Annotated in this window: 16 protein-coding genes and 2 pseudogenes; 9 read left to right on the forward strand and 9 right to left on the reverse strand. The window is 69.3% G+C overall.

Annotation, left to right across the window (positions count from 1 at the left end):
- Nucleotides 1–43: 43 nt before the first annotated feature.
- Nucleotides 44–226: a DUF6104 family protein gene (locus ABTY62_RS15190; RefSeq protein WP_014176503.1), complete on the reverse strand. Its 183-nt coding sequence runs from the start codon at nucleotides 224–226 to the stop codon at nucleotides 44–46.
- Between the two features lie 128 nt (nucleotides 227–354).
- On the opposite strand from ABTY62_RS15190, the gene ABTY62_RS15195 reads away from it, so the two are divergent.
- Nucleotides 355–1416 (forward strand): methyltransferase domain-containing protein, encoded by a 1062-nt coding sequence (locus ABTY62_RS15195; RefSeq protein WP_352129843.1) that lies wholly within the window; start codon nucleotides 355–357, stop codon nucleotides 1414–1416.
- A 1-nt stretch (nucleotide 1417) separates the two neighbouring features.
- On the opposite strand, the gene ABTY62_RS15200 is transcribed toward ABTY62_RS15195, so the two are convergent.
- Nucleotides 1418–2020: a hypothetical protein gene (locus tag ABTY62_RS15200; RefSeq protein WP_352129844.1), complete on the reverse strand. Its 603-nt coding sequence runs from the start codon at nucleotides 2018–2020 to the stop codon at nucleotides 1418–1420.
- Nucleotides 2021–2192: 172 nt separating this feature from the next.
- Between ABTY62_RS15200 and ABTY62_RS15205 the strand changes: the two genes are divergently transcribed.
- On the forward strand, nucleotides 2193–2663 hold the full coding sequence (locus ABTY62_RS15205) for a Pycsar system effector family protein (protein WP_352129845.1): 471 nt from the start codon (nucleotides 2193–2195) through the stop codon (nucleotides 2661–2663).
- A 90-nt stretch (nucleotides 2664–2753) separates the two neighbouring features.
- Nucleotides 2754–3614 (forward strand): alpha/beta fold hydrolase, encoded by an 861-nt coding sequence (locus tag ABTY62_RS15210; protein ID WP_352129943.1) that lies wholly within the window; start codon nucleotides 2754–2756, stop codon nucleotides 3612–3614.
- A 34-nt stretch (nucleotides 3615–3648) separates the two neighbouring features.
- On the opposite strand, the gene ABTY62_RS15215 is transcribed toward ABTY62_RS15210, so the two are convergent.
- Genes ABTY62_RS15215 through ABTY62_RS15225 form a run of 3 tightly spaced genes read right to left on the reverse strand, consistent with a single transcriptional unit; the run spans nucleotide 3649 to nucleotide 5694 of the window.
- Entirely contained in the window at nucleotides 3649–4500 is an 852-nt protein-coding gene (locus ABTY62_RS15215) for an SDR family NAD(P)-dependent oxidoreductase (RefSeq protein WP_352129846.1), read from the reverse strand.
- A 31-nt stretch (nucleotides 4501–4531) separates the two neighbouring features.
- On the reverse strand, nucleotides 4532–5335 hold the full coding sequence (locus ABTY62_RS15220) for an NAD-dependent epimerase/dehydratase family protein (protein ID WP_352129847.1): 804 nt from the start codon (nucleotides 5333–5335) through the stop codon (nucleotides 4532–4534).
- Nucleotides 5335–5694, reverse strand: a complete 360-nt coding sequence (locus ABTY62_RS15225; RefSeq protein ID WP_352129848.1) for a DUF6204 family protein — start codon at nucleotides 5692–5694, stop codon at nucleotides 5335–5337. Before ABTY62_RS15225 ends, ABTY62_RS15220 begins: the two co-directional genes overlap by 1 nt.
- Before the next feature lie 64 nt (nucleotides 5695–5758).
- On the opposite strand from ABTY62_RS15225, the gene ABTY62_RS15230 reads away from it, so the two are divergent.
- The 3 genes from ABTY62_RS15230 to ABTY62_RS15240 all read left to right on the forward strand — a co-directional run bounded on the left by ABTY62_RS15230 (nucleotide 5759) and on the right by ABTY62_RS15240 (nucleotide 9055).
- The gene (locus tag ABTY62_RS15230; protein WP_352129849.1) at nucleotides 5759–6577 is read left to right on the forward strand and encodes a DUF4037 domain-containing protein; all 819 of its coding nucleotides are present in this window, start codon (nucleotides 5759–5761) and stop codon (nucleotides 6575–6577) included.
- Nucleotides 6578–6634: 57 nt separating this feature from the next.
- A complete protein-coding gene (locus ABTY62_RS15235; RefSeq protein ID WP_352129850.1) occupies nucleotides 6635–7351 on the forward strand; it encodes a bleomycin resistance protein in 717 nt (238 codons plus the stop codon).
- Nucleotides 7352–7519: 168 nt separating this feature from the next.
- Complete coding sequence (locus ABTY62_RS15240) at nucleotides 7520–9055, forward strand: alpha/beta hydrolase (protein ID WP_352129851.1); 1536 nt, start codon at nucleotides 7520–7522, stop codon at nucleotides 9053–9055.
- Nucleotides 9056–9128: 73 nt separating this feature from the next.
- Here the strand turns inward: ABTY62_RS15240 and ABTY62_RS15245 are convergent, their stop codons facing one another.
- Complete coding sequence (locus tag ABTY62_RS15245) at nucleotides 9129–9278, reverse strand: hypothetical protein (protein ID WP_352129852.1); 150 nt, start codon at nucleotides 9276–9278, stop codon at nucleotides 9129–9131.
- A gap of 64 nt (nucleotides 9279–9342) precedes the next feature.
- Between ABTY62_RS15245 and ABTY62_RS15250 the strand changes: the two genes are divergently transcribed.
- Nucleotides 9343–9828 (forward strand): hypothetical protein, encoded by a 486-nt coding sequence (locus ABTY62_RS15250; protein WP_352129853.1) that lies wholly within the window; start codon nucleotides 9343–9345, stop codon nucleotides 9826–9828.
- Nucleotides 9829–9946: 118 nt separating this feature from the next.
- On the opposite strand, the gene ABTY62_RS15255 is transcribed toward ABTY62_RS15250, so the two are convergent.
- Complete coding sequence (locus tag ABTY62_RS15255) at nucleotides 9947–10717, reverse strand: transposase (RefSeq protein ID WP_352129854.1); 771 nt, start codon at nucleotides 10715–10717, stop codon at nucleotides 9947–9949.
- Between the two features lie 112 nt (nucleotides 10718–10829).
- Between ABTY62_RS15255 and ABTY62_RS15260 the strand changes: the two genes are divergently transcribed.
- Nucleotides 10830–11543: an SAVMC3_10250 family protein gene (locus tag ABTY62_RS15260; protein WP_352129855.1), complete on the forward strand. Its 714-nt coding sequence runs from the start codon at nucleotides 10830–10832 to the stop codon at nucleotides 11541–11543.
- 143 nt (nucleotides 11544–11686) lie between these two features.
- Nucleotides 11687–12084: pseudogene (locus ABTY62_RS15265) on the forward strand (transposase); the annotation flags it as partial.
- Between the two features lie 66 nt (nucleotides 12085–12150).
- Here ABTY62_RS15265 and ABTY62_RS15270 read toward each other — a convergent pair.
- Nucleotides 12151–12360: pseudogene (locus tag ABTY62_RS15270) on the reverse strand (helix-turn-helix domain-containing protein); the annotation flags it as partial.
- Between the two features lie 55 nt (nucleotides 12361–12415).
- Nucleotides 12416–12859 (reverse strand): nuclear transport factor 2 family protein, encoded by a 444-nt coding sequence (locus tag ABTY62_RS15275; RefSeq protein WP_352129856.1) that lies wholly within the window; start codon nucleotides 12857–12859, stop codon nucleotides 12416–12418.
- Between the last annotated feature and the right edge of the window lie 45 nt (nucleotides 12860–12904).

The raw sequence follows: 12904 nt of genomic DNA on the forward strand, positions 1-12904 counted from the left end.
CCTCGGCTCGGGCCTCGGCGGGCCCGGCGTCGGCCGAGGCGGGCTACTCGTCCTCGTCCTCGTCGTCGAGCCGGGCTAGCCAGGTCGCGAGGCGCTCCACCGGGACCTCGAAGTCCGGGTTCAGGTCCACGAACGTGCGCAGTTGCTCGGCGAGCCACTCGAAGGTGATCTCCTCCTCGCCGCGCCGCTTCTCCAGCTCCTCGATGCCGCGGTCGGTGAAGTACAAGAGGGTGCTCCGGGTCGGGTTGGGTCGGGTCAGGTGTGCGGGTGCGTACGGCCCCAGGATAGAGCGGCCGGGGCCCTCTTTTCGCTCATACTACGCGCGGCGTACTACGCATTGCGTAGTATGGGTTCATGCGGACCAACGACGCTCAGATGCTGGTGCTCTGCGCCCTGGCCGACGGGCCCCTGCACGGCTACGCCATCAACACCGCCATCGAGAAGCTGTCGGGCGAACGCCTCGGCCCCGGCAGCCTCTACGGAGCCCTCGCACGCCTGGAGTCCAAGGCGCTGATCGAGCCCCTGGAGGGGGAGGGCCGCCAGCGACCGATGCGGCTCACGGCCGAGGGGCACGAGGTGCTGGAGCGGGAGGTGCGGTCCATGGCCGAGGTCACCGGGCGGATGTTCGAGGCCGCCGTGCCCGACCGGATCGGCTACCTGGACCGGCTGGCCGGGACCGATCAGGCCCGCTCGTACAAGCAGGTCATGCTCGACGCGCTGGCCGTCCGCCCCGGCCACACCGCGCTCGACCTGGGCTGCGGCCCCGGCACCGATCTGACCGTCCTCGCCGAGGCGGTCACCCCGTCCGGGACGGTGATCGGCATCGACACCGACCCCGAGATGGCGGCCCGGGCCCGCGAGCGTACGGCGGACCTCCCCGCCGTGGACGTACGGATCGCGGACGCCCACGCCCTCCCCCTCGCGGACGCGAGCGTCGACCGCGCCCGCACCGACCGCACCCTCCAACACGTGGCGGACCCCGCCCAGGTCCTCGCCGAGGCGCGGCGCGTGCTGCGGCCGGGCGGGCGGCTGGTCATGGGCGAGCCCGACTGGGACTCGCTGGCGATCGACCACCCCGACCCCGAGATCTCCCGCGCCTACACCCGCCACATCACCGAGCGGATCGTCCGCAACGGCGTCATCGGCCGCCAGTTGCCCCGGCTCGCGGCGGAGGCCGGCTTCGCGGTGCCGGCGGTCGTCCCCGTCACCTCCGTCTTCCGGGACGCCCGGTCCGCCGACCGGATCCTCGGCTTCCAGCGCAACGCGGAGCGCGCGGCGGCGGCCGGATACCTCAGCGAGGAGGCGGCGCGGCGGTTTCTCGACCACCTCGCGGAGGGGCCGTTCTTCGCGGCGGTGACGCTGTACGTGGTGGTGGCGGAGGTTGCGGAGGCGGGCGCTCAGCCCTCTTCGCGGTGACTCAGAAGTCGGGAATATCGTCCAGCCGGCTCAGGAAGCGGCCCGGCCACGAGTACAGCGCGCCGCTGAAGGAGAGATTCCGCGTGTAGACGCCCTCCAGCAGGATCGCCAGCCCGACGTCCAGCCCGTCGGCACCGCCCTGCCCCGTACCCGAGATGGTGCGCGGATACCGCCGGCCCGAGCGCGACATCGTGACGACAGCCCCCTCGCGCCGCAGCTCGTGCCGGAGCTTGCCGCCCAGCACCTGGTAGCGGTACGAGCGCCCGGCGACCTCGATCCGCAGCGCCCGCCCGCCCGCCGTCACTGCGAGGTGGCGGCGGCGCAGCGTGCCCGTCCAGCCGTCGACGGTCAGCGTCATCGTGGCCAGGCGCGGCAGGTCGCGGAATTCGTAGCCGGTGAACGACATGGGAGGTATCCCGTGTCCCGACACCCAGGCGGTGAGGGTCTCCTGGAGGAGATCCTCCTCCGCCGGACACGCCAGCTCGACCGGCCCGAAACCGGGCACGGTCCCGGCCCAGGTGTGGGTGGCCCTCAGCCTGAGACGGGCCCGGGCGGAGCCTCTGTGGGTGAGTTCGAACTGGACCGAGTGCTGGACCGTGCTCATATGCCGTTTCCCCCTGAACAACTGGCCTGGTGAGACTACCTGCCGTGTCTCAAGCGGCCGGGCTGGGGCAGGCCGGCTCGTCGAGCGGAAACGGAGCGACGGTCCGCGGCGTCTCAGCTCTCAACAGACCGCGCTCGGCAAACCCGCCGACGCGAGGGGAGAGGGCACACCGATGGCAACCACCACCACACCTGACCCGCGACAGGACCGCGCGCAAGACCGTGTCGCCGCGACGGTGACGTCCTTACAGGCCGACCTGGCCCGCTCCGAATCCAAAGCCAGCCTGTTACTCGCCCTGGCCGGAGCCGCGCTCGTGGCGCTCGGCTCCATGGCGTCCGACCTCCACCCGACCGTCCCGGCCGCCGTGGCCGGCGCCCTCGGCACCGCCGCGCTGCTGGCCACGACCGTGATCCTGCTGTTGGCGGTGCGTCCGCACGTCGGCGGCAACGACTGGACCAGCTGGCCCGCGTTGAGCGACGACCAGTTGGGCGAGCGGCTGTCCGTCGGCTACCAGGTGGAACACGTCCGGTTCATGGCCGAACTCGCCGCACGGAAGTTCCGCCTCATCCGGGCCGCCGTCGACTGCCTGCTCGCCGGGCTCGGCCTGCTGGCTCTCGCGACCGTCCTCGTCGCGGCGGCGTAGGACGCCCGCCGGTGACACCGACGTTGCCCGGCCGGGCCGCCGCCGAAAATCCGGAGGTCAGGCCGCGGTGTGGTCATTACGATCCGGATCATGAGTACTCACCCTGACGGCCCCACGTTTGTGCTGGTCCACGGCTCCGGCTCCAGTTCGTTCATGTGGGCGCCCGTCCAGCGGGAACTTGCGCTGCTCGGCCATTGCAGCTTCGCCGTCGACCTGCCGGGCCACGGCTTCGACGCGCAGTACCCGGTGGCCTATCAGGCCCCGCAGGACCTGGACGCCTGGGCGGCCGAGCCCTCGACGCTGGCCGAGGTCACCTTGCGGGACAACGTGGACACGGTGGTTGACGTCGTCCGCCGAGTGGCCCGGTACGGACCCGTGGTGCTGGTGGGCGCAAGCCTTGGCGGGACCACCATCACGGGAGTGGGCAACGCGGTGCCCGACTTGGTGGACAGGCTTGTGTACATTTCCGCGTGGTCCTGCGTACAGCGGTCCAGCCCTGTTGAGTACATGCAGGAGCCCGAGTTCGCCGACAACCTGTTGGCCCCGCTGGCCGCGTTGAACGTGGGCGACCCGGCCGGACTCGGCGTCGGGCGGGCGAACTACCGCACGGCCGATCCCGACCTGCTGGCCGCCCTCAAGGCGGCGATCATGGCGGATGCCACCGACGAGCAGTTCCGTGCCTTTCTCAACATTCTGCAACCCGATGAGTCGCTCGCCGTGATGACGGCCGACGCTCGCGGGCAGGTCGACACCTGGGGAACGATCGCCCGCACGTACATCCGGCTCACCGGCGACCGCACGCTTCCGGTGGCGATGCAGGATCGTCTGATCGCCGAGGCCGACGCACTGACGCCCGATAACCCTTATGACGTGCACACCCTGGACACCAGCCATGTCGGCTTTCTCCTGCGCCCGGCGGAGGTGGCGGGAATTCTGGATCGGCTGACCTGACCGCCTGGAGACTCACCGGGCGGGCGCAGGCCCTTCAGCGAAGGGTGATGACATTGCCGGTGACCAGGGCCGCATCGGCGGAGGTGAGGAACACGATGGTCTTCGCGACGTCCGCCGGGTCGGCGACATGGAAGTGCGTGGCGCTCGACGCGACGAATTGCCGCACCTCGTCCGTGACCCATCCGGTGTCGGTCACGGGCGGGTGCACGACGTTGGCGGTGATGCCGAGAGGGGCCAGCTCCACGGCGGCAGACAAGGTGTAGTTGGTCTGGGCCGCCTTCGCGGCCCCGTACGACACCTCTCCCGGAAAGCCGAGGTCGCCGCCCGAGGTCAGACCGACGATCCTTCCCCAGTCGGCACCACGGGCCCTGTGCCGACGGGCCATTTCGCCGATCAGCAGCGCCGGGGCCATCGCGTCCACCGAGAACTGCCGGGACCAGGTGTGGGCGGTGACCGGTTGCAGCGGTCGGCCGAACTGGTCGGCCGGATTCGGGGTGAAGGTGTCCTGGATCCACCCCGACGCGTTGTTGATCAGGATGTCGACCGGCCCCAGACGTTCCTCGGCGATGTCGAAGAGTGTCGCGGGGGCGTCGGGGTCGCTGAGATCCGCTTCGAATGCCTCGGCCCGGCCCCCGGCTCGGCGGATCTCGTCCACCACGTCCGTGCCGTCGAGGGATCGCTGGCTGTGGTAGCGGTCCGTGGTGTCCGTCGCCTCCGTCGCGTCCGTCGCGTCCGTCGCGTCCGTCGCATCGGCGTCGCGTAGCCGCAGGTAGGTGCAGAGCACCGCAACGCCCCGGGCGGCGAGGGCCTTTGCCGTCGCGGCCCCGATGCCCTGATTCGCGCCGGTCACGATCGCGACATGGCTGGTCCCCGGTGTTTCCGGCATGCCGTCACTCCTCGCAGGTGAATGATCTCGGTCAGGGCCGGAGGTGTTCGAGAGTGAACTCCGGCAGGGCGTACGCGCCGGCCTGGGGCGCGGCGGGGTCGGTGGGGTGGTCCGAGCCGGGGATGTCGCCGGCGTGGAGTTCCGCGTCGTCGACGGGGACGTAGTCCAGCACCGCCGGGTCGGGGAGTTCCCAGAAGCGGCGGGTGTTGGCGGAGACGGCGTACACCGTGGCGAAACGAGTGGACGCCGGGGCGGTCAGCGCGGCCCGGACGAAGCCGATGGCATCGCGCGGGCTCAGCCAGGTCGCCAGATGCCTGGGCTCGGTGGGCGCGTGCTCGAAACTGCCGATACGCAGACACACCACGGACAGCCCGAACTTGTCCGCGTACAGCTGCCCGAGAGCCTCGACGGCCACCTTGCTCACCCCGTAGAGGCCGTCCGGGCGTGCCGGCTCCTGCGGCCCGGTGAGATGCCCGGCCGGATAGAAGCCCGTCGCGCGGTTGCTGCTGGCCAGCACCACCCGACCGATCCCCGCGCGCCGCGCCGCCTCCAGGACGTGGTGCGTGCCGAGCACATTGGCCTCGAGTAGATCCGGAAGCGGCGCCTCATCCGGCACACCGCCGAGATGCAGCACGCGATCGGCCCCCGCGAGCGCCGACTCCACGGCGGCCGCGTCCCGCAGATCGACGGTGCGCACCTCCTCGTTCCCGGCCTCCGGCCGGAGCGACACCCGGTCGAGCAGAATCAGCCGCTCCGCCTCGCCCCGCAGCGCCTCCCGCACCACGGACCCGATGTTCCCCGCCGCGCCCGTGACCGCTACCGTCCCGAGATCCACTACGCCCCGTTCCGGGCGGCTTCGCGGCGCTGCCGCTTGCCCAGGGGCGCCTGGGAGAGGTCCTCGGCGCTGGACCTGAGGTTCTTGAAGCCGTAGCCGCGCTGCCCCAGCCACTCCCTCGCCGCGTCCTCGGCGCGCTCGGTCGCGTCCAGGATGTCCTCCTCGGCCTCCCCCGAGTCCAGGAAGCGGAACGTGAAGGCGGGCCGAGCGGCGATGTCGTAGCTGAGATGCCCCTCCGGTGTGAACGCCGCGCGCAGTACGTCGTGCTCGGCGGCGCGGGCCAGGAGCTCCGACCGCTGATCGGTGCTCAGCCCGTCGAAGACGCCACGGACGGTGATACGGAAGGTGCGAGTGGCCATCCGGCGAGCCTATGCAGCGAGGTCGGTGTGGCTCCACCGAGTTTTCGCGGCGGAGGATGGGCCGATGACGATCGGGATTACGGACATGGCGGCGCGGCTGGTGAAGGTGCCGGGCGTGGTCGGGGTGATGCTCGGGGGAAGCCGGGCCCGGGGCGAGCATGCGCCGGACTCGGACTGGGACCTGGGCGTGTACTACCGGGGCCCGCTGGATATGGAGCGGCTGCGGGCGTTGGCGGCCGAGGTGGTCGGCGGGCCGGTGGAGGTCGCGGGGCCGGGCGAGTGGGGGCCGTGGGTGAACGGCGGGGCGTGGCTGGACGTGGACGGCCAGGCGGTGGACTGGATCCTGCGGGACGTGGACCGCGTACGGGCGGTGTGGGAGGACTGCCGCGCCGGGCGGTACGAGGTGGGGACGCAGGCCGGGCATCCGCTCGGGTTCTGGTCGCCCTGCTACGTGGGCGAGGTGGCCCTGGGGCGGGTGCTGGCCGACCGGGGCGGGGAGCTGGGCGAGTTGCGGGCGGAGGCGGGGCGCTATCCGGAGCCGCTGCGGGAGGCCCTGACGGCGGGGGTGGTGTGGGAGGCAGGATTCCTGGTGTCCAACGCCGCGAAGTCCGCCCGGCGGGGTGACGTCCTGCACGTCTCGCTGTCTCTGTCCCGGGCTGTTGGGCTGCTCGTCCAGGCGCTGTTCGCGCATCACCGCCGCTGGTGCCTCAACGAGAAGGGCGCGATGGCGGCGGTGGCGGGGATGCCGGACACGCCTGCCGGGTTCGCCGGGCGGGCGGAGTCGCTGCTGGGGGAGTTGGGCGCTGGGGCGCGGGAGTTGGGGGAGCGGGTGGCCCGGGCGGGTGGGCTGGTGGATGAGGTGCGGGCGGTGTTGGCAGGGTAGCGGCATGGGCTCTAATCAACTTTGACTAGAAGAATTCTGCGCCCTACCGTCTGGAGCATGGTCGAGAAGATGATCCCCATCCTCCCCTGCCCATCGATCCCCGAACTGGTGGAGTTCTACGAGCGCCTCGGCTTCGCCGTGGACCACCTACAGACCCGCCCCAACCCGTACGCGGCACTCAGCTACGGCGACAACATCGAGTTGCAGTTCTTCGGCACCAAGTCGGTTGTCCCGGCCGAGTCCTGGTCCACCTGCTACATCGCCACCGACCGGGTCGACGAGCTGTACGAGACCTTCCGGTCCCGGCTCAAGGCCTCCCTCGGCCGCATCCCGACCCGTGGCCTCCCGCGCATCGGGCAGCTGAAGGACACCTCGTACGGCATGCGGCAGTTCCTGATGACCGACCCGGGCGGCAACTGCCTCCGCATCGGCCAGCCCACCGGCGCCTCCCTCGAACACGCCCCCGCACCGAAGGAGCCCTTCGCCCGCGCGGTGCACAACGCCTCGCTGATCGGCACCTCCAAGGAGGACCCCGCCCAAGCCGCCCGCATCCTCGATCGCGCCCTCGCGAAGGAGACCCCGTCCGGCCCCGCCGAGCACTACCGCGCCCTGATCCTGCGCGCCGACCTCGCCGCCCAACTCGACGACCCTGCTACGGCCCGCGCCCATCTCGCCGATGCCGCTGCCCTCACGCTTACCGAGGGGGAGCGGACGGAACTGGCGGACGAGCTCTCGCGCGCGGCGGACCTCGCGGCCGATCTGGGAAAGGTCTAGGGCGCGTAGCCCCCTCGCCGTACTGGTTCTTGCGGCAGCTGTCAGCCGACTGCCGAGGCGGACGGGGAATCTCAGGGCTGTGGGCTGAGTTTTTTGGGGGACGACCCTCACCCGGTTCTGGGGCTTTCCCGGAGTGTGCTGAGGTGTCCGCCCTCCTAGCGTGCGGGCATGTCAACTTCCCGACACATCAAGGCCTTCGTGGCGTGTGCGGCGGTGCTCGCCGCCACCGCGACGACCGCCACCGCCACCACCACCGCCCCGGACCCGGCCCCGTTGGCCCGCTTCCACGACCAGCACGTCGACTGGCACGCCTGCGCACTGGGCCCCGATGACGAGCTCGGCCAGGCGTTGGACGCCGCCGGTGCCGCCTGCGCCGACATCACCGTGCCGCTGGACTACGCCAACCCCGGTGGTCGCACCATCACCGTCGCCATATCGCGACTGAAGGCCACCGACACCGCCCACCGCGTCGGTCCGCTGCTGCTCAACGACGGGGGACCGGCCGGCCCCAGCCTCCACATGCCGCTCTCCAAGTCGGAGGTGATGGGAGAGGTCGCCGACCGCTACGACCTGATCGGCATGGACCCGCGCTTCGTCGGCCGGAGCACCCCGCTGGACTGCGGCTGGAACCTCGGCTCCGCCCCCCTCCGCTCCGCGGGCGCCGACTCGGCGGCCTACCGCGAGGAGGTCGCCGTCGCGCGCAGGCTGGCCGGGCAGTGTGAGCGCGCCCATGGCGATGTGCTGCCGTATGTCACCACCCGAAACACCGCCCGCGACATGGACGTCATCCGCGCCGCCCTCGGCGCCGACACCCTGTCCTACCTCGGCTACTCCTACGGCACTTACCTCGGCGAGGTCTACACACAGCTCTTCCCCGGCCGCACCGACCGCATGGTGCTCGACGGCGTCATGTCCCCGGCGCGCTACGGCCCCACCCTGCTGCGCGGCGCCGAGGCGGCCAACGAGGGGGCCCTGCGCGCGTGGGCATCGTGGGCCGCCGCGCGGCACGGCACCTATGGGCTGGGCACCACGCGCGGCCAGGTCCTGGCGACGGTGCGGCACATCCTCGACGCCGCCGCACAGGAGCCGCTGCGGATCGGCGAGGAGTACCTGCTGGACGAGCACGTGCTGCCCTCCGTCTTCATCGGTGGCCTCGGCAGCGACCTCGACGAGCGGCGCGCCGACCTGGCCGGCACCGTACGTCTCCTGGCGCGCGCTGCGGACCGGGAACCGGTCGAGCCGTCCGAAGCGCTCGCCGGGCAACTGGAGTTCCTGCTGACGGGGGCAGGCTCGGCCTCCTCCAGCCAGATGACCGCGATCATCTGCGGCGACGTCGCCGAGCGGCGCGGCGTCGGCAGTTACTGGCGCGCGGTCGAGCAATCCCGCGAGCGGTTCCCCCTCGCCGGGCCGCTGGCCAACAACATCAACCCCTGCGAGTTCTGGCACCGCCCCGCCGAGGCACCGACCGCGCTCGACAACGACGCCCCGGCCCTGCTCGTCGCCGCCACCGGCGACCCCCGCACCCTCTACGCCGGCGCCGAGGCCATGCGGGAGCAGTGGCCGAGCTCCCGGCTGCTCACCGTGGAGGGCGCCCGCCAGCACGGCCTGTACGGCGAGTACGGCAACGCCTGCGTCGACGAGCGCGTCAACGCCTACCTGCGCACGGGGCGGCTCCCCGCGCACGACCTGACCTGCGAGGCGTAGCGCTGACAGCGCTAGCCCTTGCAGCGGTACCCGGCGGCGCGGGCGATGCCGGCGTCGCCGGGGCGCACACACGTCACGTCGCCGTGGCTTCGGAAGCGACGGGCCGACGCCCGGCGGCGTCGCCGCCGAGCCGGGCGATGCCGACCGGTGAGATGCGTATCTCCGCTTCGCCCTGCCGCAGCCGCTCCTGAAGCCGCGCCGAATGGGCCTGCCAGTGCCGCATGGTCGCAAACCCATGCCGGTCCCCTGACAAAAGATGTCAGCGGACCGGACCTAGCGTCTGCGGCATGACGAACAACGACTTCGCGTTCTTCACCGGCACCTACGACGTCGCCAACCGCTGGCGCAAGGACTTCCTGGACCCCATCGAGGGTGACGACCGCTGGGAGGAGTTCCCCGGCATCACCTGCGCCTCCGTTCATTTCGACGGCGCCGCCAGCTTCGACGAGATCGAGTTCCCGACGAAGGGCTTCTCCGGGCTGACGCTGCGGCTGTACAACCCAGCGACCGCACAGTGGTCGCTGTACTGGGCCAGCAAGCGCACCGGCACCCTCTTCCCACCCGTCACCGGCAGCTTCGGCGCGGACGGCACCGGTGTCTTCCACGGCGACGACGAGCACGACGGCCGCAAGGTCCGGGCGCGCTTCATCTGGTCCGGCATCACCGCCGACCGCGCCCACTGGGAGCAGGCGTTTTCCCTCGACGACGGACAGACCTGGATCACCAACTGGCACATGGACTTCACCCGGCGCACAGCCACAGACCGTGCGTAACGGCGTCCAGGTCACGAAAGGACTGTTGCATGACGACCGCTGATACGTCGGCTAAGAGCTGTCCCGTAAATGATCTCCGAGATGTCTCGGGTGGTTGATCGCAATGAAGCCCTTTGATCTATCCGGCGAGGGCGAGGTTGTGCATCTGTGCGATTCCGAGCATGGCGTGGTGGACGCCGTCGCCTCTGAGGCGGCAGTCGCGGAGGATCTTCCAGGTCTTCATGCGGGCAAAAACGTGCTCGACGCGGGCACGGACCTGCTTGTGAGACCTGTTGTGGTCCTCTTTCCAGCCCGGGAGCTCGGTCTGGCCGCGCTCGCGACGGTGTGGGATGAGCAATCCGGTGCCCGGGTAGCCGCCGTCGGCGATCGTGAGGGTCTTACCGGCGGCGGCCTTGGTGCCGGATTCCTCCCATGCCTTGCAGTCGTTGCGGTTCCCGGGGAGCGGCTGGCCGACCACGACGACACGCCGGGTGTCGGCGTCGATGACGACCTGGTGGTTGGTGGAGTACCGGTAGTTCTTCGACCGCTCGGCGACGGTGTGGTCACGGGTGGGGACCAGGGTGCCGTCGACGATGAGCACCGTGTCCTTGGCGAACCGCTTGCGAGGGCGAAGCGCGAGCAGCGGTCCAAGGTGGTCGATGATCCGATCCGCCGCCGACTTGGATACCCCGAAGAGCAGCCCAAGCTGGCGCATCGTCAGGTTGGTTCTCCAGTACGCCGCGACCAGCAGGGCCCGGTCCTCCAGTGGGAGGCTCCATGGCCGGCCCTTGCGGACCGCGTCCGCGCCTTGGCGCCGTAAAACCGTCACCAGCTTGCCGAAGCAGTGCGGGCTCAGCCCGGTGAACGGGGCTATCCAGGAAGGCTCCGACGCCGTGATCACACCAGCCACACCAAGATCATCTCATCGCGTGACCTGCGGTTACAGAACAACCCTTAGAATGCGTCGAGTTGGTGTGGCATCTTCATGTGCCTCACGCGTCTAGAGGGGCAGCGGGGCGGGCGTGAAAGAGATTCTGTACTGGTCACCCAGGAAACTCGAACATTTCTACCTTCCGGGCAGGAAATGGGGCGTGGTGCCGAGTGAGGTGGAGCTCTCTGGGCTGGGCGCCTCGGTCCGCATGGCTTCCTCGCCTTCTATCGAGGGCGGGGAAGGAGATCAGTTCCCAAAATTGGCGCGTGTGGCTAAGCACTTGACGAAAAAATCGGCACCTCTATCTGAACTGCGACGTCCATGGGAGGTGGGGGACTGGTTCCAATTTGACTACAAAATGCGCTACGGTCGAGTCGCTAATTTTTCGGGCGAGCATGCGGCGATTTTTTACACCTCAAGAATCTTTGAGGCTGGCGGTCTGTTCCTGTTCGGCAGTGCCCATCACATGGTTGGGGAAGCGCCGCAGGCAACGACGCATGGCACCTCGGCACTAGAATGGCTGTCATCTACTGCGGATCACCTAGAGGATGACCCCGATTATGTGGTCGGAGATGGGCGTAGGCTCCGGGTCTACTGGGAACTGCCGCGGTTGGCACTTGAAACGACTATCCGTCGACTTCATAGAGAAAAGAAACTTCTCCCTGCTGTGCGACTTAGCGGCCTAGCTCGTATCCTCCTCCTTCAGCCTCCCTGTACCTGGCCGAACAGCGGACATCAAATTGGTCCACTCATCATAGGGAGCCCTCTCTACGTAGAAATTGGACCGTGGAATCCGAAGTGGTAGATCCAGCCGAAAAGGAAAAGGTTCTCACGGCTCAGGTGGGCGCCTCGTGATGAGCGTCAGTTCTGAATGCGGTCCTCGGTGTAGTTGTTGCCGGCCACGGCCGTGCAGCCCAGGAGCTTGATCCTCGTGTTCGCGCCTGCCCGGAACACTACCGCTACTCCACCAACCATCAGATCGTCATCGACGCCGACACCCGGCTGGTCGTCGTGGTCGGTCGCTGCCCGGTAACCGCAACGACTGCAAGGCGTGGGCGGAATCCGGCGCGAAGGACGCCGTCGGCACGACGATGACCATCGCGGACGGCGGCTATCCGGGCACCGGTCTGGTGATGCCGCACCGCCGGGCGAAGCGCCAGGACCAACTCCCGGACTGGAAGCAGAAACACAACCGCTCCCACAAACAGGTGCGGGCCCGCGTCGAGCACACCTTCGCCCGCATGAAGGGCTGGAAGATTCTCTGCGACTGCCGCCTGAAGAGCGACGGCGTGCACCACACGATGCTCGGCATCGCCCGCTTGCACAACCTCGCCCTGGCGGGCTGAGCGAACAACCCGACCTACGGGCATCCTCGTCACCACTTCAGCGAAGATGATTTACGGGACAACCCTTAGCCAGGCGCGTTCCCCGGTGCGCTTGGCCTGGGTGATGCGCAACCGGGAAAGTTCTGCCGACTTCACATACGGCAGCCCCGCCGCGTGCGCTTCCCTGCGGTCACGCAGACAGTCGTTCCACACCACGCGAGCGCACCCGAGCGCCTTGGCCAGCGCACGGCGCTGAGCGGCATCCGGGTAGGCCCGGTAGTTGTAGCGGAGCCGCATAACCAATTGCGTTTCTGATCAGCCCTCGCAAAGCCCACCGCGTGAAAGCGCGGAGTCAGGAAACATCCTTGCGCAACGACGCGATGAGGAGGTCAAGGTCCCCGCGTGCCGTGTACGTACGGATCGGGTCGATGTAGTCGCGTGACTCGATGATCTGGCCGTCCCGGACACGCATGACGAAGACACAGGGCACCTTGGCCGTGGAGCCGTCCGGCAACGTGAACTCATAGGCGAACTCGGCGACGATCACTTCAGGATCGGCGGTCTCGTGAACGACGACATCGACTACCCGCCTCTTCGGCGCGGACTCCCGAACCTCCGGCGGCACCGTGAAGTGCTCCTGGAGCGCCCGCCGACTCGTCAACGGCTCGGACTCGGGCGTTGCCATCGGATGCCGGACATCGGTGACCTCGCCGTACAGGTCGGGCAACTCGTTCAAGTTGCCGCCGGCGACACCATGAACAAGCCGCAGAAACACCTCGCGCGGACTCAGACTCACAAGACCCCCCAAGTAATACGCACAGGTAGCTGGTGATCATTATCG

Source organism: Streptomyces sp. NPDC097640, assembly GCF_040302705.1.
Classification (GTDB): Bacteria; Actinomycetota; Actinomycetes; order Streptomycetales; family Streptomycetaceae; genus Streptomyces.

Excerpts from the sequence above, each read along its gene's own strand:
- ABTY62_RS15235 (WP_352129850.1), top strand. The coding sequence starts at position 6,635 with ATGGTCGAGAAGATGATCCCCATCCTCCCCTGCCCATCGATCCCCGAA.
- ABTY62_RS15205 (WP_352129845.1), top strand. The coding sequence starts at position 2,193 with ATGGCAACCACCACCACACCTGACCCGCGACAGGACCGCGCGCAAGAC.
- ABTY62_RS15215 (WP_352129846.1), bottom strand. The coding sequence starts at position 4,500 with ATGCCGGAAACACCGGGGACCAGCCATGTCGCGATCGTGACCGGCGCG.
- ABTY62_RS15240 (WP_352129851.1), top strand. The coding sequence starts at position 7,520 with ATGTCAACTTCCCGACACATCAAGGCCTTCGTGGCGTGTGCGGCGGTG.
- ABTY62_RS15250 (WP_352129853.1), top strand. The coding sequence starts at position 9,343 with ATGACGAACAACGACTTCGCGTTCTTCACCGGCACCTACGACGTCGCC.
- ABTY62_RS15245 (WP_352129852.1), bottom strand. The coding sequence starts at position 9,278 with ATGCGGCACTGGCAGGCCCATTCGGCGCGGCTTCAGGAGCGGCTGCGG.
- ABTY62_RS15230 (WP_352129849.1), top strand. The coding sequence starts at position 5,759 with ATGACGATCGGGATTACGGACATGGCGGCGCGGCTGGTGAAGGTGCCG.
- ABTY62_RS15200 (WP_352129844.1), bottom strand. The coding sequence starts at position 2,020 with ATGAGCACGGTCCAGCACTCGGTCCAGTTCGAACTCACCCACAGAGGC.
- ABTY62_RS15225 (WP_352129848.1), bottom strand. The coding sequence starts at position 5,694 with ATGGCCACTCGCACCTTCCGTATCACCGTCCGTGGCGTCTTCGACGGG.
- ABTY62_RS15195 (WP_352129843.1), top strand. The coding sequence starts at position 355 with ATGCGGACCAACGACGCTCAGATGCTGGTGCTCTGCGCCCTGGCCGAC.
- ABTY62_RS15210 (WP_352129943.1), top strand. The coding sequence starts at position 2,754 with ATGAGTACTCACCCTGACGGCCCCACGTTTGTGCTGGTCCACGGCTCC.